Genomic DNA, 22,563 nt, shown 5'->3' with positions numbered 1-22,563 from the left:
AAAATTTGGATATGGGGCTGGAGATGGACATTTTTCGGTATATCAGCAGCCATTTAAAATGACAGACGGCAGGCATTGATGAGCCTGCATCAAGCACTGAACGGACTCGCGGCAGCACTTATCGCTGCTCAAGCACCGACAGGATCACGGCCACCGCTTCAGCCCGCGTTGCGTGCGCGTTCGGGGCGAACAGGCTGCCCGCTCTTCCGTGCATGATTCCTTTCTCCACCGCTGATGAGATATACGGCTTGGCCCAGGCCGGAATTTGAGCGCGGTCGGCAAAATTCAAACTTCCCGCACCTCCCGGTGTTCCGGTACCAAGCGCCCTGACGGTCATCGCCGCCATTTCGGCCCGGGTAATGAGCCGGCTTGGCCCAAACGTTCCGTCGGCATAACCGTTCATGATGCCGCGCGACACGGCATCATGAACAGAGGCCAGCGCCCAGGCCGGAATTTTCTTCGCGTCGGAAAAGGCCAGCGCCTGCGAGCCGGCCGTCTGACCCATCGAGACCGCACGCATCATCATGCTGGCGAACTCTGCCCGGGTCACTTCCTTGCCCGGCTGAAACGTACCGTCGGGATATCCGCTGACCCATCCCTGCTGAACCGCATTCAGAATCGGCTGCTCCGCCCAGTGGCCGCGGATATCCCGGAAAGTGCCCGGCGCTACTTCCGCTTTGCCCGGTTGGACCGTGATTTCCGGCTTGACGGACATCTCGGATGAGCGGAGAGCGGAATCCACCAATTTGGCGCTCTCCACGGCCACCCGGGACGAAGCCGCCTTCAGCGCCGTAAACTCAATGGCGGCGAGTTGGAGCTTGCCGCTGTCTCCGGCTGTTTTTCCTACTTTGGTATGGGCTAGGCGGATTTCGTTGTTTTGGACAATCGGTTCGACCGAAAAGCCGGATGTCCCAGAGGATGCGGTGCGGTAAGCCAGCTTCGCCGGGTCAAAACTGAGCGTCAGCTCATACGCATACAAGTCCTTCAGCTGCTCGCCGGTCACCGTGACCGTCACCTTGGAACTGCTGGAAGTTACCCCCAGTGACAAGGAAGGTGCTTCCGCAGCGGCGGTGGTTACCGCAATAGCCGGGGAGGCCGCGGCAACCGGGGAGCTGCCAGCCGTTCGTACTTCTGAAACCGCAGCGTTTGCGGGGGTTCCTGATCCGATGAGTCCGACACAAATGGCTACGGCCCATGCGGCATAGCGGGTAGATTGTTTTCGTGGCATACGTCCAGCCCTCTTTCCATGAATTGAAAATCGCAGGAGCAGCCTGCACCGCTCCTGCGATTGTATCCTTTTCCAAGCAGTTGATTTCTAATGCTGCTTACGACCATATCCATTGGATGATATCCATTGGATCATATCCATCCCGATACGGTCCCCATCCCCGCATGAATCATGCGAGACAAGGTACTGCGTATGAGCCGGGCTTGAGGACCATCCGGTTCTCTATCCCCTTACTTCGCGTACCAGCTGCCGATGATCATCTGCGCTACCGCAGCCAGCGAACGGATCGAAATTTCGCCTTCGCTGAACAGGTCCGCCGGAGCAACGCGGCTCCAGTTGGGATCCGTCGACTGGATGCCGTAGTACTTGGCGAGGATGGACAAATCCTGCACCGTAATCTGCACCGCTCCAGGTACCAGCGTGATCAGCTTCTTCTGGAAGGTGGTTACAGCGCTGCCGAGTGCAGCCGCAGCCGAATCCACCTGGTTTTGCGTCGCGGCATTGTCTAAGTAGACCACATTCGCGGTTGTAATGGCCGCCTTCAGCTGGACCTTGGCCAATGCCGGATATTGGCCGACCTTATCCCCTGTGACGGCCCGGTCGTAGATGCTCTGCGCGGAGGCAATCGCCGAAGTGAGAGCCGACTTGTCGACCGGAACCGAAGGAACCGGGATGACGGCGTTCTTGAACGTGCTGACCGCCGCTTTCAGAGCAGTCAGCGCATCGTCGATCGCCTTCTGCGTGGCAGCGGCATCGTCCGCCACACGCTTGGCGTCGCTGATCGCCGACAGCAGCGCGGTCTTCGCCGATGCCGGGTACTGCCCCGGCTCCGTGCCCGTGACGGCCTGATCCGCCAGCTTCTGCGCTTCGCCGATGGCGGCAAGCAGCGCCGCCCGGTCAGCCGTGGCGATCTGGATCTGCAGCGCAGCGGAGTCCGTGTTCACCGGGCTCGAATTGCCGTCCGCCGAAATGGCAAAGGCGGACACCGACACGGCTGCGCTTCCGGAGACGCCGGATTTCAGCGTGCCGTGGAGCTTCAGCAGCTCCCCGTCCTCCGAGACGGCGTTTTCCTGGCCGGTGCTGGCCATGATGATGCGGATCTCGCCTGATTCCGGCTTCACCCCGGTGGCCAGCACGCCAAAGCCGGTGCGCGAGGAGCTTACCGCGCCGTCGGCCAGTGCCAGCGTGCCGTCCGAATTTGCCACGGTCGCAAATTCCAGCTTGGCCGGATCGTACTTGACGATCAGGTCCAGCGCCGTAAAGGCAAACGCCGGCTTGGTAATGCCTACGCCCAAGTCAACCTGCGCTCCCGCAGAAGCCGCTGCCGGACCGGTCAGCACGGCGGAGTTCGGCGCCTGCGTCCCTGCCGCTTCCACCGTGATGCTGACCTGGAGCGTATCGCTGCCGCCCTTTCCGTCCTGAACCCGGAAGGAAGCCGTGTAGCTGCCTTCCACAGCCGGCGTCCACGTGAATTTTCCGGAAGCCGCATCAAAGGCCGCTCCCTCCGGCAGGGACACCGCTTCATAACTTAAAACGTCTCCGTCCTCATCGTTGGCATACACCGAGAACGTCACTTGCTGCCCGGCTTTCACGGTCTGGGCAGACACGTCGGCAAACGCCGGAGCGTGATTGTCTCCGGCAGCCGCAGCCGGACGGATGTCGCTTTCTTTCAGAAGCTTCAACTGGTAGGCGCCTTTAAAGATCGAAGAGATCCCGGTAATATCGACGGCCGTTCCTGCCGGATAGGCCTGCTTCAGCGCATCCGCGCTGATGCCCGTCCGGCTGTCGACGCGGACACGGTTCGTCGTGCCGCCGCTGACGAGATCGAATTCCAGGGAGCCCGTGACGGTGGCGTAGTTTTGCACCGCCGCGTTTTTGATCGTGATCAGCTGCCCCTGGTTGCTGTCATTGACCGCGGCCGCAGCCTGCGGAACCGGAGCCGGAATATCGGCCTGGGCGTCCAGCTTGGCCACCTGGACCTCGTTGGCCAGCTCGACCTCGGTGTTATAGGTCAGCTTTTGGGCGGTCAGCTTGACCTTGTCCAAGGCATGGTAGCCTGTCGCTTTGCTCGGGTACACATAGACACCGCCGGTGCCGTCCTGCATGTAAAATCCCGAGCCGCCAAAAACTCCCGGCTCCGACGTTACCACGCCCTGCACCGTAACGTAATCGTTGTCTGCCGCTTTACGCGCTTCCGCAATGGTTGTCAAATCGGGAATGGTAACGACGGGCGGCGTACCGCCGGCTCCATAGGAACCGGCTTTGTACGTCGTCGGATCATACCATTTGTACCCTGCGGCCGGCGTCGTCCACGGCTCGGTTCCCGGAATTTCGGCCGATGTGGCCGGTTCTTCCAGCTTACCGAGCAGCGGCGTCGGCTCATCAAGCGTAATGCCCTGATTTTCGAATGTTGCGTAATCTTCATGAACTGCCAGCCATTTTACCGTCTGGACGAGGAAGACGGCGTCCTGGGCTTCCCCCTTGAATCCGTCGTAAGTCGTTTTCTTGCCGCCGTTGTCCTCGCGGACGTATCCCGGCGTTGGGTCCTCGACCGGCGAGGAGTCGCCGATGAATGCAGCTTTTCCTTTTTCCAGCTTGGAAATGGCAGCGAACGGCCCTTCGGCGATGCCGCCGTTTTTATAGACGCCTCCGTTCGGGAAGTTTGCCTTGTCGCTGTTTTCTACGGCATTGCCCCAGCCCGGCACATTTTCCGGGAGGTAGACAACGCCCTTGACCCGGGTCGGATCCAGAATTGTCAGCGTGGAGCCGCTGTGCATCTCCACATCATTAACGCCTGCGGTAATACCGAAAGACTGATCATATTTCACCGCGCCGGTTTTGGTAACGTCCCCAACCGAATTGAAGCGGAAACGTACGCCGAAGTTCTGGCCGAGCCAGTCCGTGCTGGTCACGTCCTGCATCGCGCCCGATGCCGCTTCGGCGGTGGACATGCCCTTGGTCGGATTACCAAATGCGCCGCGCCGGTAGCCGTTCATCACTTCTGAGGAATCCCAACGGTTCAGGTTCCGGTCGGAATTGTAGTGGTCGGAGATGAAGAAAATACTGCCGCCTTCCTTGACATACGTCAGCATGGCGGCCTGCTCGGACGCCTTAAACGGAATGTTGGCTTCGCCGATAATAAAGACGTCGTATTGCTTCAGCTTGCTCAGTGTAATCGCCGGCGCGTCAAAAGCGTGCGAGTCCATCGGCAGCGTTCTTTGCAGCGCATCCACTTGGAAGCCCGCTTCCCTCAGCCCGTCGGCAAAGTCCGAAAATGCGCCGTCAATGACCCAGTCCGAAGCTCCGGCCGTCTGTCCGTGCGTTTCGTCGAACAGCACCTTTTTCCCCGTGCCGTCCGGCAGCGTCGTCGGAACGCCGATATTTTCGCTGCCCGGATCCGCCGGGTTCGGCGTGCCTCCGCCGGGATTTTCTCCGGACTCCCCGTCCAGGGACATCGCTGTCGGGCTTTTGATTCCAGCCATGCCGCTGTACGCGGCCAATTGCCCGGTAACAGTCAGTTTTTTCCCCACGTTGGCGGGGTTCGTCTTCAGACCGTACTGGGAACGGTAGGAAGCCGAGATCTGGACATCAATCATTTTGCTCTGTGTCTTCTCCCCGGGTGTATCGGCAATCAATACGTTAAAATCGTCCTGAAAGCCCGAATAAATCGGTTTGGAATTGTACATCTCACCGACGATGTAGCCTTCAACGGTCGCAGTTTCTCCGCTGTTGTTTTTGGCAAGAGCTTCGGCCACCGTGAGCGGAACCGCAGCCGCAGCCTGTGCGGGCATGTATCCCAAGGCGGCGGACAGCAGCAGCATCCATGCCAGAAATAGACCTGTGAGCTTTTTCCTGCGGACGAAATACGGGTTGTCCATCTTGCGAACTCCTCCTTTACATTCCGGCAATTATGATTGCGGCTTCCTCAGGTTAACATCCCTTTATTATGGCTTGTTGCGGATTATGTAAAATATGGGACTGCTGTACAAATGCACCGAGGTGCTTACGGAAACCCTTCCTTACCTTGGATTTTATATGAGGGAGCGGAAGGGCGGGCAGTGCCGCAGTCCTCATTTTGGCGCAAAAAAAAGAGAGACCTTTAGGCTTATGCCTAGGACTCTCCCCTCAACAGTGATGTCATACCCTGCCGTTATTTAACGAATCTTGGCTTCTGCTATGCCGGACATGATCTTGTCCACCGTCTCCCCCGGCGTCAAGCTGGAGGAATCCAGCCACAAACCGAGCCGGGGCGTTTCATCATGCAGCACGCGGTTTAAGGCGTCCACCGTCCAGGCCCCGTAGCCCTTTTTGGACCGCTGCGCTTCCCTCTGTTCGACCGCCTCGGGAGAAGGACACAGCACCACCAAATATACCGGGCGGCTATGCAGGAAGGACAAAAAATCTTCCAGCACCCGGCCGACGATGACGTCCTGCACCACGACCGTAAACCCTGCCCCGGCGTACGTATCGGCCGCCTGCGCGGCAAGCCGGTAGCGAAGCAGCAGCTGGCCTAGCTCCTCTTCGGAAGCGTCCGGCTCGACCTCCTTCCGGTCGTTCACGATCATTCTCCGGAACAGGTCGCCGCGAAGATGCACGGACTTGTCTAGCCGCTCGGCGAGCAGCTGCGCAACCGTCGATTTGCCGCTTGCCATAATGCCGGTAATTACGATAACGGCAGGCTGCTGAATGGAATGAGCTGCCATGTACGATTCCCTCCTTGAATGCTGGTTATCCTATCATTATATATTTGGGCATTCCGGATCGTCAGGGGATTTATCCCTTTAAACCAATCTTTCCCAGATTCCGGGCCTCCGTCTCCCGCTCCGGCGATTGCCGCCCCAGATCCAGGCTGAAAATGCCGAAGCCTTGATCGTTCTGCCGCCCGGTATAGCGGATGTGCGGATAATCTCCGGCATATTTCACCGCGTCAGGCGATGTCGTAAATGTGACGTTGACCGGGCCTTCCACCGGTGTGAAGTGCCAGTTCGGCTCCGCCTCAGCCGGAATTTCGCCGCATGCCGTAATGTAGTCAATCAGTACCTGCCGGCATTCATCCTCGGAATCGATGACCAGCTCCATCTCCCGGATCCCCGGGAAATTGCCGCCGCCAAAGACCCGGTAGTTGCTCGAAATCACGATGAACTCCTGATCCGGATCCAGGGGAGCCCCTTCGAAACACAGATGAACGATCCTGCTGGCATCCGGGTCGTTCAGGCTCCCATCCAGCTTATATTTTGCCGGCTGCGTTACGTCGAGCTCGTACGTGATGCCGCTGATCACGTCGAAATTAAACACGGAAAACTGCGGATTAAGCAGCGGCTGTTCCTCCAAGGACAGCGGATCGATGCGATTGTACGCTCCCGCGGTCATTTCCAGCCACTCCTTGACGGCCCGGCCGGAAATCCGCACCCCTTTGATCGTGTTGTCATACAAATACAGCTCCGTCGCGCTCTTGATCGCAATCGGTCCGGCCGGAATATCCGTATATTCCTTGGGACCGTTGCGCCCCGCTTTAAACGGCGAACCCACGGACAATACCGGCAGCTGCTGCAGCTCCGGCATGGAAGCTGCAATCATCCGCCGGGCGTACCACGTCTGGGCATGGTTGACGAGCTGAACGGAGGCGTCATCCTGCACCAGGGAAAAATAGCTGTGCAGCGGGGCGTGAATGGTGCCGATCGGCTCATTGGCATAGGCGACGGTCGCCTCATGGTCCTGCCGGAGCAGCTCGGCGATCCCTGGGTCCCGAAGCGGCGTGTCGCGTGCCGCATCCTCCTCTTTTTCCAAACGGCGGACCGAGGACGTCCCCTGCACGACCTGCCATCTCCCCTGCCGAAATTGAAGCAACAGGTCGATCACGCCCAAATGCCCCCCGCCGAACCCGGCCTGTACGGCCGGAATGCCGTGAATCGTACCCTTTTCCAAATGGATGTCCGGCAGGAGTTCACCGCTCTCATCCTTAAAGGAAGCATCCAGCAGATGCCTATCCGCAGGAAACACATGATGCGTATGGGAAAAGGTCAGCGCATCAATGCCAGGCACCAGGCTGAGCGGATACACCGCGTTCTCGGCATTGCCGTCCGTCAGCGCCACCTTGCCGTCGAAGCCCGTATGAGCCAGCGCCACGACCAGATCCGCGCCTTCCTCCTTCATCTTCGGAACCCATTCCAGCGCGGACAGCAGGATGTCCTTCACCTTCACCCGGCCTTCAAGGTTAGCTTGGTCCCAGTCCATGATTTGCGGCGGCACGAAGCCGATGAGCCCGATTCGGATAAGATAGTCCTGCCCGGCATCGTCCAGGCATCTTTTATCCAAGATGACATACGGTTTATATCTGTTCCGGCCGCATTCCTCAGGCTCAAGGCCAAGGCCTTCATCGAAATATACGTTGGCGTTGACATAGGGAAAATCCGCTCCGGCAATGACATCGTCCAGCATGTCGAGTCCATAGTTGAATTCATGGTTGCCCAAAGTTGCCGCGTCATACCCCATCGCATTCATGACCCGGATTGCGGGGTGAACGTACAGCCCTTTCCCTTGCTTCATGGCGGCATATTTTTTAGCGGCATACGTTCCGAGCGGGTTCCCTTGAATTAGGTCTCCATTATCCACGAGCAGCGTGTTCGGTACCTCATCCCTCGCGCTTGCAATCAAGGCGGCTGTCCGGACCAGCCCGATGGAGGCATCCGGCTGATCCCGGTAATAATCGTAATCCATCAGGCAGGCATGCACGTCCGTCGTCGACAGAATCCTCAGGTTGACCGTTGTATTGTTATCGGGGATCATCCCGTTCCCTATATTCATCGATGTCTCCTCTCCTCCCGACCGGCTCGAACAAGCCGGCACTTCCTGTTCTCCAGTATAACGGAAAAACATTAATTCCACGTAAACGCCCTTTCGGACCTGTTTCTACTTATTGGAAGTAGCCCTTTCGCCTTAGAAAAACGCCGGACCCTCCGTTCCGAAGTACTAAATTTTTACATTCGTTTACAAAAGACCTCTTCTCCGTTAACCCTTGTCCCCCGGGACGTGTGATAAGCTCTTTCCTGTCAGACGGGGTTAAACCCGCTTCTGACCAAATAGATGAATCAAGTGGAGAGGGGATCATCCATGTTTAAAAAAGTATTATCCATCAGCATGACCTTGGCCCTGGCTGCCGGTTTAGCGGCATGCGGGTCTAAAACCAGCGGCAGCGACTCGGGCAGCACGGCCGCCTCATCGGCCTCGGGTACGGCGGAAGCGGCTGCTACGGCTTATGTGCCCAAAGAACTGAACGTGCAGTTTGTTCCATCCCAAAACGCCGACACCCTGGAAGCCAAAACGAAGCCGCTGGAAAAGCTCCTCGGCGACCGTCTCGGCATTCCGGTTCATGTGACGGTTTCCCCGGACTATAACACGATCGTGGAAGCGATGGCTTCCAAGCAGGTGGACGTCGGCTTCCTTCCGCCGAACGCTTACGTACTGGCCCACGACAAAAAGAAAGCCGCTGACCTGCTGCTTCAGGCGCAGCGCTACGGCATTAAAGACGATACCGGTGAAGACACCACGGAAAAGGTCGATTTCTACAAAGCGATGATCGTTGTGAAAAAGGATTCGCCGATCCAAAGCCTTCAGGACTTGAAAGGCAAAAAGATCGGATGGCAGGACGTCACTTCCTCCGCCGGCTACGTGTTTCCTGCGGCTGAGCTGAAGAAGGAAGGCATCGATCCGGACAAAGACGTTCAAGGCGTGACGATTAAAGGGCATGATGCCGCCATTATGGCGCTCCTGAACGGTCAGGTTGATGCTGTAGCGGTATTCCAGGATGCGCGCAACACGGTGAAAAAGGACGTTCCGGACGTCTTCGAAAAGACCCGCGTTCTTCACTATACGGCCAAAATCCCGAATGATACAGTCAGCGTCCGCAACGACATGGACCAAAGCTGGAGAGACAAAATCAGCCAGGCGTTCATCGATATTACGAACGATGCGGAAGGCGCACAAATCATCAAAGACATTTACACGCATGTCGGCTATGCCAAAGGTGATGACAAAAACTTCGATCCGGTTCGCGAATACGCCGAAGCCGTCGGGCAGGAAATCAAGTAAATTTCAAGCATTTCATTTTTCATGTAGAAACAATGAACCGGGCAGCACCGTCCAATGGCTTCATGGCGGTGTTGTTTTCCCGTTTTCTCTGAAAATACGACAGAAAGTTGGAATCTCATGATTGAATTCGATCACGTCTCCAAAGTGTACCCCAACGGAACGGTCGGGCTTCGCGACATTAATCTGACCATCAAGGAAGGGGAGCTTGTCGTCATCGTCGGCCTTTCCGGCGCGGGCAAGTCCACCTTTTTGCGCAGCATTAACCGGCTGAACGAAATTTCCTCCGGGGAAATTCGTGTCGGCGGACAATCTGTCACCCGTGCGGCCGGCCGCCAGCTTCGGCTGATCCGCCGCGACATCGGCATGGTGTTCCAAAACTTCAATCTGATCAAGCGCCAGAACGTGCTCAGCAACGTGCTGTCCGGCCGGGTCGGCTACCATTCAACGCTGCGGACGATGCTCGGCTGGTTCCCGAAGCCGGACGTCGCCATCGCGCTCGAGGCTCTAAACCGCGTCAACATCCGTGAAAAAGCGTACATCCGCGCCGACCAGCTGTCCGGCGGCCAGCAGCAGCGCGTCTCGATCGCCCGCGCGCTCGCGCAGGAGGCCCGGGTCATTCTCGCGGACGAGCCCGTCGCCTCGCTGGATCCGCTCACCACCCGCCAGGTCATGGACGACCTGAAGCGGATCAATCGCGAGATGAACATTACGACCGTCATCAACCTCCATTTTATCGACCTTGCCCGGGAGTATGCGACCCGGATCATCGGGCTGCGCGCCGGCGAGGTCGTCTTCGACGGAACCCCGGAGGAGGCGACAGACGAGGCGTTGGCCGAAATTTATGGACGGCCGGTCCTCAAGGACGAGCTGCTGGGAGGCGTGTCATGAAGGCGTCGCCCCAGGCAGGGCCGCTGCAGACGGCCTCCCTTCCCGGGATGGAGCCGCCGCCGAAATACAAGCGGTACGCGGGGTGGATCGTCCTGATCGCAATCCTCATCGCCTGCTCCATCCGCACCGAGGTCACCCCTTACCAGCTCATCACCGGCCTGCCGCAGATGGGCGGCCTCCTGGCGGAAATGTTCCCGCCGGATTGGAGCTACCTGCCCACGATATGGGCCCCGATGATGGAAACCGTGCAGATCGCCGTGCTCGGCACCTCCCTCGGCGGGCTGCTGGCGATTCCGGTGGCGCTGCTGTCCGCGTCCAATCTGCGCGTGAGCCGCTTCGTCTCGCTGCCGGTACGGATGGTGCTGAACCTCGTCCGCACCATTCCGGACCTGCTGTTCGCAGCCATATTCGTCGCCGTATTCGGCATCGGCCCGTTTGCCGGGATGCTGGCGCTCGTCTTTTTCTCCTTCGGTATTATCGCCAAGCTGACGTTCGAGGCCATCGAGGCGATCGACCCGGGGCCGCTGGAGGCGATGTCGGCCGTCGGCGGAAACCGGCTGCAGATCATCCGGTATGCCGTCATCCCGCAGGCCCTGCCCTATTTTATGTCGTACCTGCTGTATACGTTTGAGGTGAACGTGCGCGCAGCCGCCGTACTCGGGCTTGTCGGGGCGGGCGGTATCGGCCTCCTGCTCGACCGCTCCCTCGGCTTGTTCCGGTACGACCGCGCCTGCATCATCATCCTGCTGACCCTCGTCATCGTTCTGATCATCGATTACGGCAGCGCGCTGATTCGGAGGAGATTATTATGAACCGTAACACATCTTTGCCGCCGTCCGGCACGCCGGTGTCATTCGGCTCGGTGCTTCGCTCACGCATCCGTTTCGGACTGGTCACGCTGGTGGTGATTGCCGTCTACTGGTGGTCCATTCAGGGGATGCACTTTGAAGGAATTCAAGGGACGGCGGGCACCGTCTCCAAGTCCATCCTGACCGGCTTCCTGCATCCGGATTGGTCTTTTGTGTATATTCCGGACGGAGAGGATCTGCTTCGGGGTCTGCTCGATACGCTCGTCATCTCCGTCCTCGGCACCGTCGTCGCTGCCGTCGTCTGCATTCCGTTCGCTTTCTGGGCTTCCAGCAATATGAGCCGCGGTCTCGCGCTGTCCGGCAGCGGCAAGCTGGTTCTGAGCGTCATCCGGGTGTTCCCGGAGATTATCGTGGCGATTCTGTTCATTAAAGCCGTCGGTCCCGGCTCCTTTGCCGGCGTCCTGGCCCTGGGCATCCATTCCGTCGGCATGCTGGGCAAACTCTACTCGGAGACGATCGAGAGCATCGACCGCGGACCGCAGGAAGCCCTGATCGCGTCCGGGGCGAACCGGCTGCAGGTGCTTCGGTATGCGGTGCTGCCGCAGGTCATCCCGCAGTTCCTTTCTTACTCGCTGTACCGGTTCGAGATCAACATCCGCTCCGCCACGACCCTTGGACTGGTCGGTGCCGGAGGCATCGGCACCCCGCTGATTTTCGCGCTGCAGGTGCGCAACTGGAACCGGGTCGGCATCATTTTGCTGGGGATCATCGTCCTGGTCATCCTGACGGATCTCATTTCGGGATGGGTGCGGAGAAAAATCATCTAATCGGGGAGCGCTGAATAACAGGTAAGAATGGCCACAATAGCTGCATTTTTGCAGCTATTTTCTGTTTCCAAGGTAGACTTTGAACTTCCGATGCCGCTGTTGCCAGCTAACTTGAAAATAAGACAAACCTCATATGCAGAATGGTTACAGCGCACCTGTCGGGCCGCCAGCTCCTGCCGCACAATAGAATTTGATCATATTACCAATGCTAAAGGAGTGTTGCAGATTGACGACAGCCTTGCGCAAACCGGCGATGATGTTGATGGCTTTGTTGACAGGAATTTGTCTATGGGTGAGCCAGACTACTACAAGTTATGCGGACATGAGCTCTTCCCAGCTAGAAGCGGAATGGACCCAATTGTTCGGGGATCCCGCGAACTACAATACGCCGGACCATGTGGCGCCGACGGCCGACGGCGGCTTTGTCGTGCTCAGCGACCTCACGAGCCGTACCTTCGGCCCCACCAGACTGCATGTGATCAAAACGGATGCAAGCGGCGGCACTGAGTGGGAAACAGACTTTTTCGACGATCATTACGTCACAGAAGCGTATCACGGGTACGACATTCAACAGACCCGGGACGGAGGATATATCATTGGTGCTGCCCTCGATGACCGTTCCAATGGCGGGCCCCTTTATCGCGCATACCTCCTTAAGTTGTCGTCCACGGGACAAGTGGAATGGAACCGGGCCTACAGCACCGTCTTCGCAAATCCGGTCAACAGCGTCCAAGAAACAAGCGACGGCGGTTTTATCGTGACGTCCTCCACCTATAACCGCTCCGATACGGCTCCTGCCTACGTCTTTAAAACGGACAAAGACGGCAATCTGCAATGGGACCATACATTTCGTTACAGCGGGGGCGGACCGACCGATTTTAGGGATGGTCAAGTTTTCAACGCTGCTGCCGAGACTTCGGACGGCGGTTTTTGGGTGGTAGGCAGATCCTATGATTCCTTTACATACTATCCTTTGTTGGTGAAATATAACGCTTCCGGAAAACTGATATCCAAACGCATGAAAGAGACTTCAGACTGGGGGAGGCTGGATTACAAGCAGATCATACCCTCGGCCGACGGGAAGGGCTATATCATGCTGAATGCCGAAGGCCTCTGGGAAATTGACCGTTCCGGAAATACACTGTGGAACCTGAGATTAACCGATTCCTCGCGGGAGTTGGACGATATTTCATTCTTGCAAATGAACCAGGTAGACGATGGTTATCTGGTACTCGGCAAAGATCAAACGAGCGATGACCATGTGATCCTGAAGCTTAGCGCCGAAGGGAAAACCATGGAAGTCCTTCGCCAGGAGATCCCCGGGTATACGGGAAGTTTCAATAACGCAGCCCTCCTTCAAGACGGCGGGTTTGTATATTTAAACAGTATCGAGTCCTCCGCTTATCTTCAGCTCACAAAGTTTAAGCTCGTATCTCAAGGCGAGCAGCCCGGCGAAGGCGAATTTTTTCTGGATGACAGCGAGTATTCCGTGACGGTAAACGACATGATTGATATCGTCGCTTTGTTAAAAAAACCGGACGGCACCGTTCTTCCGGTGACCAAAGAGACCCGATTTTCAATCGAAAATCCCGAGATCGCATCCATTGACGAAGAGGGTAATATTATCGGGCTGGCACCGGGCCTAACGAGTATTAAGGCCGAATATAACGGACAAACAGCCGCCGCCTCCCTTCTGGTCGTCAAACCTTACGTCCCGAAACCGGTTAACCGCATTAGTGAAGAGACCGGTCCAGCCAAGTCGGATTCGACCGATCCGGATTCCATTGTTCCGGGCAGCACGGATCCTGAGCCGTCCAATCCGGTCCCGGCCGATTCAGGTGATACCGCCTCAGGTTCGTCCGATCCAGACACGTCCAATCCAGGAAGCGCTGATCCTGACTCGTCCGAGCCAAGCACGCCCGATCCGACAGGCGCTGAGCCTGGCACATCTCAGCCATAAAAGGTTTAATCCCGCATCCCGGGAACGAGATCGGCCCATTGTGTACAATCATGGCTTTCACACTGGGCTCTGCTTCTACTAAAAAAGACTGGATCCACGTGGCTTCCCCACAGATCCAGTCTTTTTTACGATCCGGCTGAAGATGCTTTTCCATCTCCCGTATGTTACAATAATGGAAATTAAATGTAATTTTAAACAAAAAAGGAGCTGACCCCCATGGACCCCAACCGAACCCGTTCCGCCAGTCCGCAAGGAAAGCCCGCAGTTCACGAAACACAGCCCGCGAGCGAAACCGCTGCGACCCTTGATCATGAAAGTTATGTTGATGAGCAGCTCAGAAACATACAAACGATCGAAAGCGGCGGCCCGCCCAAAAAGGTCAATATGGACCAGCTCCCCGCCCCGATCCGCTACTTCGGCTACTTTTTTATGTCCGGCATCGCCCTGTTTGCGGTGATCTCCATCTTGATCAGCATTTTCAAATAACTGCCGCCAGCAAAATAAAAACGCCGTACCCCTATATGTGAGCACAGCGCCTTATTGCCAGCATAGTTAGGCTTTTATTCTCTTTCATGACTCCATCGCCTTATCGAATTTAACTTCATCACTTCCGCACCAGGTTCATCTGCCTCAAATCAAATTTTTGCCGTAATAAATCTCGTCCATTTCCAGTGTAATCCGCTCCGTGATTTCTTCCTGCTCGCTCTCGCTCAGCGTATCCTTCGTATAGCCGAACAAGTAATTGTCCAGGTCAAATTCCCGCAGCTTGCATTTCGTATGAAAGATATGCTCCTGATACACGTTCACGTCGATCATGTCGTACATATCCTTCACCTCATCCGGGATATAGTTCTGGATCGAATTGATATCGTGGTCGATGAACAGCTTATGGCCGCTAATATCGCGCGTAAATCCGCGAACCCGGTAGTCGATGGTCATAATATCCGTGTCAAAAGAATGAATGAGATAGTTCAGCGCCTTCAGCGGCGAAATCTCCCCGCAGGTCGATACGTCGATATCAGCCCGGAAGGTGCTGATGCCCTCATCCGGATGGAACTCCGGATACGTATGAACCGTAATATGGCTTTTATCCAAGGCCATAACGACTGAATCCGGCAGGGGCCCTGGTGATTCGGAATAGGATTCCTGCGGAACCTCCACCACCGGCCCTTCGGAGACGAGAATCGTCACGCTCGCCCCCTGAGGTACATAATCCTGTTTGGCTATATTCAGCACGTGAGCCCCGATAATATCCGACACCGTCTTCAGAATCGTCGTCAGACGCTCCGCATTATACTGCTCATCGATGTATTCCAGGTAAGCCTCGCGCTCTTCTTTGGTCCGCGTAAAGCAGATATCATACATATTAAAGCTGAGCGACTTCGTCAGGTTGTTAAACCCATGCAGCTTAACGTGCTGCTCCGGTATTTCCTTCATTGCACATTCACCCCGCTGTCTTCATGTCCACTGCCTAATATTCCCTGATCATGGTGCATTATCCGTCTAGTACGGCAGCTTTTGTTTATTTACACTTTTTACCCCAAATGGGGCAGTGACAAACAATGCCGGATGGTAGGCAGCAGCTTGAGATAAGCGGGGATATACGGATATCACACCCGTTTCTTATACGCCCTCATCGCAAAAACATATGCCACAAGCATGATCCCGACGCACCATGCAAGAGCGACCCAGATATCATTGCCCACAGGCTGACCTGACAGCAGCGAACGGATCGCTTCTACAATCGAGGTCACCGGCTGGTTGTCGGCAAAGGCGCGAACGACCCGGGGCATCGAATCGGTCGGCACAAACGCGGAGCTGATGAACGGCAGGAAGATAATCGGATAGGAAAAGGCGCTTGCGCCATCCACGGATTTGGCGGACAACCCGGCAATCGCCGCGACCCACGTTAACGCCAGTGTAAACAGCATCAGTATGCCGGCTACGGCAAGCCACGGCAGCAGCCCTGCCGACGAACGAAAGCCCATTAAGAGCGCAACAAGAATGATGACGACCACCGATATGGCATTGGATACCAGCGAGCTGATCACATGTCCCCACAGCATGGTGGAACGGGCAATCGGCATGGAGTGGAACCGCTCGAATATGCCCCGCTGCACATCGATAAACAGGCGATAAGCCGTATAAGAAATTCCGCTTGCAATGGCAATCAGCAAAATGCCTGGCAGTAAATAATTTACATAGTTATCCGTGCCGGTTTTAATGGCGCCTCCGAATACATAAACGAACAGCAGCATAAATGCGATCGGCATGATCGTGACCGTGATGATGGTGTCCCAGCTGCGGAAAATATGGCGCATGGAACGTCCGAGCATCACACCCATATCGCTGAAGTAATGCTTCTTTACCGCTTCCATTTTACTTTTCCTCCTTTTTGCCAACGATGGCAAGAAATATTTCTTCCAATGAAGGCTGTTTTTCAACGTACTCCACCTTTGCAGGCGGGAACAGCTTTTTCAGCTCCGCGAGCGTGCCGCCCGCGATAATCTTGCCCTCATGCAGAATGGCGATTCGGTCGGCAAGCTGTTCAGCTTCCTCCAGGTACTGCGTGGTCAGGAATACGGTCGTGCCGCCGTCCGACAGCTCCTTGACGATCTTCCACACCTCGATGCGTGCCTCGGGATCAAGCCCGGTCGTCGGCTCGTCAAGGAAAATGATCTGCGGTTTTCCGATCAGGCTCATAGCGAGGTCGAGCCTGCGGCGCATCCCTCCCGAATAAGCAGATACTCTCCGGTTCGCGGCATCCGTTAAGCCGAAGCGCATAAGCAGATCGCGTGCGACTACACGCGGAGCTGCGAGATGCCGGAGCTTGGCGATCATGATGAGATTTTCCTGTCCGGTCAAATTTTCATCCACGGCCGCAAACTGACCGGTCAAACTGATCGACTGCCGTACATGGTCCGGCTTAGAGGTGACATCGAATCCGTTGACGGCAGCGGTTCCGCCGTCAGGCTTAAGCAGCGTGGTAAGGATTTTTACGGTTGTCGTCTTACCCGCCCCGTTGGAGCCGAGCAGGGCGAAAATGCTTCCCTGATCCACCTCAAAATCCACACCTTTTAGAACTTGCTGCTGTTTGTAGGATTTTTGCAGTCCTTTGACTTGAATCGATTTGTTTGGCATATCTTCTCCTCCTTTTCAGATCACCGTAACTTTTGACAAATCGGCATCCATGCCCTTGAGTGCGGCAAAGGTCAACTTATCCATCGTCGCCCCATCAAAGCAGATCGTTTTAATGGCGCGGTAATATTTCTTGGACAACAACGACCCTTGAAAAGACACATTTTTGAGCGTAGCGCCCTTGAACGAAGCTTCTTTCAACCCGGCTCTGTCGAACTTGACGCCAATGAAGATTTGACCATCGAAGCGCTGCCCTGTCAGATCGGAAGATGTGAAGTCCACTCCGTCGAATACACAATTCTCAAAGAAGGTTTTGGTGAGAGCGGTCATCGTCAGGTTGACGTCGGTCAGGTGAACGCCTGTGAATGTGGCTCCGGCCAGCCACGACTTGCTGAAGTTCGTTCGTACAAGAGTGGATTCGTTAAAGCTTGCATTGGCCAGGTCCAGGGTGGTCAGGCTGCAGTCGGTCAGGTTTGCGCCGTCAAATCGGGCATCCTTCACATCGCTGCTCTTAAATGAACTGCCGGTCAAGTCCGCATTCGTGAAGTCGGAGCCTCGGAGCGTGCTTGATGTGAATTTCCCCTTATGTGCGGTAACGCCCGCAAAGTCGCTTTCGGCCAAGTTGCTCGCGCTGAGGTTGGTCAGCACCTGCCGCTCCAGCGAACGGGAAAGGTTTGCCACCTCCAGTACGGTTTGCTCGATGTCCCCGATACTGTCGATAGTCATCTCCAAAGCCGTTTCATCGTCCTTGCCCTCGGCTTTCAGCTCACGGTACCGCTCCTGCAGATCGGAGTGCAGGTCGGCCTTTAATTCGCTGACGCTTCTCACCCCTTCGTATGCAGCAAAAACCTCGTTCAGATAGTTCGTCAATTTCTCGTTCATCCCATCATCTCTCCTTATAATAAGTTTTCAAGCACGCGCTTGGCGTACTTCCAGTTGCTTTGGTTGCGTTCATAAGTTGCCTTGCCCTTCTTAGTCATCCGAAAATACTTTCGCCGTCCGCCCTGCGATTCATCGCCCCAATACCACTCGATATCACCGTCACCTTCAAGCCGCCGAACGCTGGAGTACATCGTGGCTTCCTTTAACTCATACTCACCGCCCGAACGCTCGACAATCAGCTTGACAATTTCATAACCGTAGCGGTCGGCTTCGGATAAGAGCCGTAAAATCATCGTGTCGGTATGGCCTCGCAGCAGGTCGGATGTGATTTTGTTGTCTTTCATGTCATCACCTCCATATCTGCATGATACGATATACTACTATGACTGTCAAGGTAATTTGTTAATAAAAATACTTTGCCGAAAATACAGGTGCTTGAAGAATAAGAAACAGCGTACATTCAGCAAAAATCAAACTCGGTTTAACGGGAGTTTTTTTGCGGTTCAATGGTTTACCCCTGCCGAAAATAGAAAACAGCGGCAATCTAAGACTGCATCCTCAGTCCTAGTCCCGCTGTTTTTTAGCATTAGCCCTTGATGAGAGCCCGCTGCAAATGGGCTGCATCCGACAAATTATTTTCCGGGAAATGACCCATTTTTTCATTCAGTCATGACCCTTCTATTGAAATCCGGAATGGAATATACATTACAAGCCTTAGTCTGGACATCTAGCGACATCCTGGACACCACTTTCCTTTTGGAGGATCGGGGAGGAGTATATCAATGAACGAATATGTACCGCAGGGAATGGTTCAAAAGCAGTATCACTGGGAATGGGTCAATTATTTTCTGTACCGGCATCTTCAAGAGAATAACCTATTTCCCAAACTGAAAGCACCGCTGAACGATTTGCTGAACAAGCAGGAACAGCAATTGGATGCATTGAGGAAGATCTCTTCTTCACTTGGGATATCCAGTCCTTCTGCAACGGTGAATATAAGGTATAATCCGCTTCTGGACTGTATTAAAGAACTCTATCAGCGGGAGTATGAATTGTTACAGGAGTACATCAGCTATCCCGATTACTTTTTGCCGGTTTCTTCGAATCGACTAGGGATCGAAGACTTGATGAAATCTCAGCTGGCGCAGGTCAATACACTTACAGCATTAAAGGAGACCTTTGGTCAGCTTTTCAAACCCCAACATGAAACGCAAAAGCCTGATTACATATTGGAAAAGGGGTACCGGCTGACGCGGATCGCCACGGGGCTAACGTTCCCCACGGTCATGACATTTGACCCGCAAGGAACCGTCTATGTTGCCGAAGCCGGGTTTGCTTACGGGACTGAGCCAGGAATGGGCCGCGTGCTCCGCCTGGAATCGGATGGGTCCTTTACAGAAATCGCCTCAGGATTCGGAGGTCCTGTAACAGGCATTGCCTGGCATCATGGGGATTTGTATGTGGCTGCAGGAAATTTAGGGGAAAAGCCGTCAGACGGATGCGGGGAAATTATTCGAGTATCGCCGGACGGTACTAGGCAAACGATTGTTAGCGGGCTGCGCACATGCGGGGACCATTTTACCGGAGACATTCTGTTCGGCCCTGACGGCAAACTGTACTTTTCCGTTGGTACCGCCACGAATTCGGCTGTTGTAGGGCTGGATAATATGCTGATCCTGAAGCATCACCCGCAATTTCACGATGTGCCGGCCAGAGACCTGGAATTGATCGGCACCAATTTTATTACCCGGGATCCGCTATCCGATCAACCAGGGGCAGCCGTAACGGGGGCATACCATGCCTTTGGAGTTCCGAGCAAATCGGGTGATATCGTCAAAGGCCGATTGTTGGCTAACGGGGTCATCTACCGCTGTAATCCTGACGGAAGCCACCTACAGATCGTCGCAGACGGCTTCCGGAATACGTTCGGTTTAAGATTTTCCCCAATGAACGGGAAACTGATCGTAACGGACCATGGCGCGGATCCGCGGGGAAGCCGGCAAATCAAGCTGGATTGGGATAAAATTTGGGAGGTCACCCCTGGGGGGTGGTACGGATTTCCGGAGTTTTTTAGCGGTTTGCCCGTAACCCTCCCCCATTTTCATGCCGCGGAACAAGCGAAGCCTACCTTTCTTATCCGTAACCATCCTCCGCTTGCCGCCCAACCGCTCGCCCGTCTGCAGCCGCATAGCGCTTCCATGAAATTTGATGTTTGTACGAACGCTGAATTCGGCAGTCCAGGGGAACTGTTTGTCGCCCAGTTTGGAGAATCCGGTTTTGAAAAAACCGAGGAACTTCCCGGATTCAAAGTGGTTTCAGTCAACCTGGATACCGGGCAAATTTCAAATTTTCTGACCAATCCACATGGCGAATCTACGAAACAAGGGCCGATCCGGCCTATTGATGTCAAATTTAATGCCGAAGGAAATGAGCTGTACCTTGTCGATTTTGGCCTGATGGGTAAGCATAACCCAACGCCTGGAACCGGGAGCCTGTGGAAGATCGTGAAAATATAGCGGATCGGCTTAATCCTCCTCGTTCCCTGTTCTGCCTCCGTACCGATGCGAGTGCGGGATTCTGCCGTTTACCGTGGTATAACCCGCAAAATCGTGATAATGCCCGCCTCCCGGCAAAGGAATGGCCGGTCCCGTCGTCCCTTGAATATAATGAACATGCTGATCGTTAAAAGATGTTTCCACATGATAACGGTGGACATGGGGAACGCCGCTGGGGGCAGGTTCTGTTGTTCCGGCGTAGTGATGATAGTGCCCCACGTCAAACGAAGTATCACCTGAAATCGGATGAACATGGACCCGGACCGGCCTTCCGTCCCACGATGTAATAAGCAGGCTGTGATGATGCTCAGAACCGGAACCTTCAGAATGAAACAGCAAACCTGTGATTGGGATTTCCAATTGACTAACCTCCTATGATTCAAGTTATCGGTTTGATCAAGCAAAAAAACATCGGCTTCATCATACGCAGAAATCATATGGCGTTAGCCTGTTCCATTATGCAGAAATATGGTTTATGGTTAAAAATCTTACAAACGGTTGAAACGTTCAGCCATGGCGGTCATCCATCCGATGGACGGGCAGCAAAAAACCTGCCGGTCACGACACCAGATTGTCGTGAATCGGCAGGTTTTTTGTAGATGATAGAATTCATAAATTTTCAGCGGAGCTGAACCAATGCTTTCGGTCTCCGGCGAACGTACGTCGATAGACGTTTAATTCCGCATTATTCTATAACGTATTCGCGATATTTCTCAAAGTCCTGAAGCCGGCATTCCAGCGAGAGCCGTGTACCTTCATTTTCATACTCGGTCGCGTGGATGCTGGCATGCTCGTTCAAATACGAAACCACCTGGCCCCGGTCATACGGGATCAGCATTTCGCAGGTGACGTAATCCTTGAACACAGAGCTGCGGATCAGATCCACCAGCTCGGTCATCCCGATTCTCGGCTTGGCTGCCAGATAGACGCTTTTCTCCTTGATCTCTGGAATGTCCACGCCCGCCAGATCGCATTTGTTATAAGCAAAGATGGTCGGAATGTCCGTAACGCCGATGTCCTTCAGCGTGTCCTCCGTAATTCGGATCAGCTGCTCATACTTCGGGTTCGAGTAATCCACGACATGGATGAGCAGGTCCGCCTCGGACACTTCCTCCAGCGTTGACCGGAACGCCTTGACGAGATGATGGGGCAGCTTGCTGACGAACCCGACCGTGTCGGTGAGCAGAAAGGATTTATGATCCTCCAGCTGTATGCTCCGCACGGACGTTTCCAGCGTGGCGAACAGCATATCCTTCTCGAATACCGCCTTCTCGCCGGTCGGTCCGGCCGCAGAATAGGCCTCCAGCATAGCATTCATGATTGTCGATTTGCCCGCATTGGTATAGCCGACCAGCGACACGACCGGAAGCTCGTTTTTCTTCCGCTGCTTCCGCTGCGTCTGCCGCTGAAACACCAGCGATTCCAGCTCCTTATTCAAGGCGCTGATCTTCTCCTCGATCCGGCGGCGGTCCAGCTCCAGCCGCGTTTCGCCTGAGCCGCGGTTGTGCATGCCGACGCCGCCGCCCTGCCGTCCGAGAGACTCGCGCAGGCCAACGAGGCGCGGCAGCATATACTGCAGCTGAGCAACCTCCACTTGAAGCTGGGCTTCCCGCGTTTTGGCCCTTTTTTCGAAAATGTCCAAAATCAGAATCGTCCGGTCGATGACCTTGCACTCCAGATCCGCTTCCAGGTTGCGGAGCTGCGACGGCGAGAGCTCGTCATTGAAAATGATCAGATTCGCCTCGAGTCCCCGGAATAAGCCGCCCAGTTCCTCAACTTTCCCGGTACCGATGTAATGGGATTTGTTGACGCGCTCCATATTTTGCGTCAGCTGCCCAACGACCTCCACCTCGCAGGCTTCGGCCAAATTGCCGAGCTCCTCCATGGAGTATTCGAAATCGGGCTGATTGTTCAGGTTCACGCCGACCAGTATCGCTTTTTGTTGAATGGGTTCCATATATTTTACCTCCGGATTAGCTTAAATTGTTCGATGAAACGAAAAAACCGCAGGCTGTACCCTGTGGTTTAAAGCGAACGGATATATCAGCGCTGGAAAAGAAGAACCCCCTTGCTCGATGACAGCTGCCCGTCAAGCTTAAGGTGTCCTAAGCATTCTCCAATCAGGCTGGTTTTATGTTATTGCATGAGGAACGCCCTACGGCTGCCTGAAGACAGCAAAAAGAGGGCG

At 55.1% G+C, this 22,563-nt stretch carries 19 protein-coding genes; 8 read left to right on the top strand and 11 right to left on the bottom strand.

The genetic code is table 11. The features are described 5' to 3' along the window. Positions 1 to 118 precede the first annotated feature (118 nt). From K2F33_RS13860 to K2F33_RS13845, 4 genes are all read right to left on the bottom strand, one after another. Positions 119 to 1,228 carry an S-layer homology domain-containing protein gene (locus K2F33_RS13860; RefSeq protein ID WP_263882018.1) on the bottom strand — a complete coding sequence of 370 codons (1,110 nt, stop codon included), beginning with the start codon at positions 1,226 to 1,228 and terminating at the stop codon, positions 119 to 121. Between the two features lie 230 nt (positions 1,229 to 1,458). Continuing rightward, the gene (locus tag K2F33_RS13855) at positions 1,459 to 5,106 is read right to left on the bottom strand and encodes a DUF6359 domain-containing protein (protein WP_412973982.1); all 3,648 of its coding nucleotides are present in this window, start codon (positions 5,104 to 5,106) and stop codon (positions 1,459 to 1,461) included. 276 nt (positions 5,107 to 5,382) lie between these two features. Continuing rightward, entirely contained in the window at positions 5,383 to 5,931 is a 549-nt protein-coding gene (locus tag K2F33_RS13850) for an AAA family ATPase (RefSeq protein ID WP_263882017.1), read from the bottom strand. 70 nt (positions 5,932 to 6,001) lie between these two features. Then, the gene (locus K2F33_RS13845; RefSeq protein ID WP_263882016.1) at positions 6,002 to 8,032 is read right to left on the bottom strand and encodes a bifunctional 2',3'-cyclic-nucleotide 2'-phosphodiesterase/3'-nucleotidase; all 2,031 of its coding nucleotides are present in this window, start codon (positions 8,030 to 8,032) and stop codon (positions 6,002 to 6,004) included. Positions 8,033 to 8,338: 306 nt separating this feature from the next. Between K2F33_RS13845 and K2F33_RS13840 the strand changes: the two genes are divergently transcribed. The 6 genes from K2F33_RS13840 to K2F33_RS13815 all read left to right on the top strand — a co-directional run bounded on the left by K2F33_RS13840 (position 8,339) and on the right by K2F33_RS13815 (position 14,286). Next, positions 8,339 to 9,316, top strand: coding sequence for a phosphate/phosphite/phosphonate ABC transporter substrate-binding protein (locus K2F33_RS13840; RefSeq protein ID WP_076173590.1), 978 nt, complete (start codon positions 8,339 to 8,341; stop codon positions 9,314 to 9,316). Between the two features lie 117 nt (positions 9,317 to 9,433). Continuing rightward, complete coding sequence (gene phnC, locus K2F33_RS13835; RefSeq protein ID WP_212971339.1) at positions 9,434 to 10,204, top strand: phosphonate ABC transporter ATP-binding protein; 771 nt, start codon at positions 9,434 to 9,436, stop codon at positions 10,202 to 10,204. Further along, complete coding sequence (gene phnE, locus K2F33_RS13830) at positions 10,201 to 11,016, top strand: phosphonate ABC transporter, permease protein PhnE (RefSeq protein ID WP_212985842.1); 816 nt, start codon at positions 10,201 to 10,203, stop codon at positions 11,014 to 11,016. Before phnC ends, phnE (K2F33_RS13830) begins: the two co-directional genes overlap by 4 nt. Then, positions 11,013 to 11,840: a phosphonate ABC transporter, permease protein PhnE gene (gene phnE, locus K2F33_RS13825; RefSeq protein WP_212971341.1), complete on the top strand. Its 828-nt coding sequence runs from the start codon at positions 11,013 to 11,015 to the stop codon at positions 11,838 to 11,840. The genes phnE (K2F33_RS13830) and phnE (K2F33_RS13825) overlap by 4 nt, the downstream gene beginning before the upstream one ends. 226 nt (positions 11,841 to 12,066) lie before the next feature. Next, entirely contained in the window at positions 12,067 to 13,800 is a 1,734-nt protein-coding gene (locus K2F33_RS13820) for a hypothetical protein (protein ID WP_263882015.1), read from the top strand. Positions 13,801 to 14,016: 216 nt separating this feature from the next. After that, positions 14,017 to 14,286, top strand: coding sequence for a hypothetical protein (locus tag K2F33_RS13815; protein WP_263882014.1), 270 nt, complete (start codon positions 14,017 to 14,019; stop codon positions 14,284 to 14,286). A gap of 144 nt (positions 14,287 to 14,430) precedes the next feature. Here K2F33_RS13815 and speD read toward each other — a convergent pair whose 3' ends face one another. The 5 genes from speD to K2F33_RS13790 all read right to left on the bottom strand — a co-directional run bounded on the left by speD (position 14,431) and on the right by K2F33_RS13790 (position 18,164). Continuing rightward, entirely contained in the window at positions 14,431 to 15,237 is an 807-nt protein-coding gene (gene speD / locus K2F33_RS13810; protein ID WP_263882013.1) for an adenosylmethionine decarboxylase, read from the bottom strand. A 173-nt stretch (positions 15,238 to 15,410) separates the two neighbouring features. Beyond that, positions 15,411 to 16,178, bottom strand: a complete 768-nt coding sequence (locus K2F33_RS13805) for an ABC transporter permease (protein WP_263882012.1) — start codon at positions 16,176 to 16,178, stop codon at positions 15,411 to 15,413. 1 nt (position 16,179) lies between these two features. Then, positions 16,180 to 16,941: an ABC transporter ATP-binding protein gene (locus K2F33_RS13800; RefSeq protein WP_263882011.1), complete on the bottom strand. Its 762-nt coding sequence runs from the start codon at positions 16,939 to 16,941 to the stop codon at positions 16,180 to 16,182. A gap of 15 nt (positions 16,942 to 16,956) precedes the next feature. Next, positions 16,957 to 17,820, bottom strand: coding sequence for a pentapeptide repeat-containing protein (locus tag K2F33_RS13795; RefSeq protein WP_263882010.1), 864 nt, complete (start codon positions 17,818 to 17,820; stop codon positions 16,957 to 16,959). Between the two features lie 14 nt (positions 17,821 to 17,834). Next, complete coding sequence (locus K2F33_RS13790; RefSeq protein ID WP_076173581.1) at positions 17,835 to 18,164, bottom strand: PadR family transcriptional regulator; 330 nt, start codon at positions 18,162 to 18,164, stop codon at positions 17,835 to 17,837. A 438-nt stretch (positions 18,165 to 18,602) separates the two neighbouring features. Between K2F33_RS13790 and K2F33_RS13785 the strand changes: the two genes are divergently transcribed. Then, positions 18,603 to 20,336 (top strand): PQQ-dependent sugar dehydrogenase, encoded by a 1,734-nt coding sequence (locus K2F33_RS13785; RefSeq protein WP_263882009.1) that lies wholly within the window; start codon positions 18,603 to 18,605, stop codon positions 20,334 to 20,336. 9 nt (positions 20,337 to 20,345) lie between these two features. On the opposite strand, the gene K2F33_RS13780 is transcribed toward K2F33_RS13785, so the two are convergent. After that, positions 20,346 to 20,735, bottom strand: coding sequence for a YmaF family protein (locus K2F33_RS13780; protein WP_076173580.1), 390 nt, complete (start codon positions 20,733 to 20,735; stop codon positions 20,346 to 20,348). Between the two features lie 14 nt (positions 20,736 to 20,749). Here K2F33_RS13780 and K2F33_RS13775 point away from each other — a divergent pair, with 14 nt between their 5' ends. Then, positions 20,750 to 20,974 (top strand): hypothetical protein, encoded by a 225-nt coding sequence (locus K2F33_RS13775; RefSeq protein WP_143811887.1) that lies wholly within the window; start codon positions 20,750 to 20,752, stop codon positions 20,972 to 20,974. Between the two features lie 86 nt (positions 20,975 to 21,060). On the opposite strand, the gene hflX is transcribed toward K2F33_RS13775, so the two are convergent. Beyond that, complete coding sequence (gene hflX / locus K2F33_RS13770; protein ID WP_263882008.1) at positions 21,061 to 22,332, bottom strand: GTPase HflX; 1,272 nt, start codon at positions 22,330 to 22,332, stop codon at positions 21,061 to 21,063. Positions 22,333 to 22,563 lie beyond the last annotated feature (231 nt).

It is taken from the genome of Paenibacillus sp. PSB04, from assembly GCF_025809195.1.
Classification (GTDB): Bacteria; Bacillota; Bacilli; order Paenibacillales; family Paenibacillaceae; genus Paenibacillus_AQ; species Paenibacillus_AQ favisporus.
This window is presented reverse-complemented; position numbering and strand designations above follow the sequence as displayed.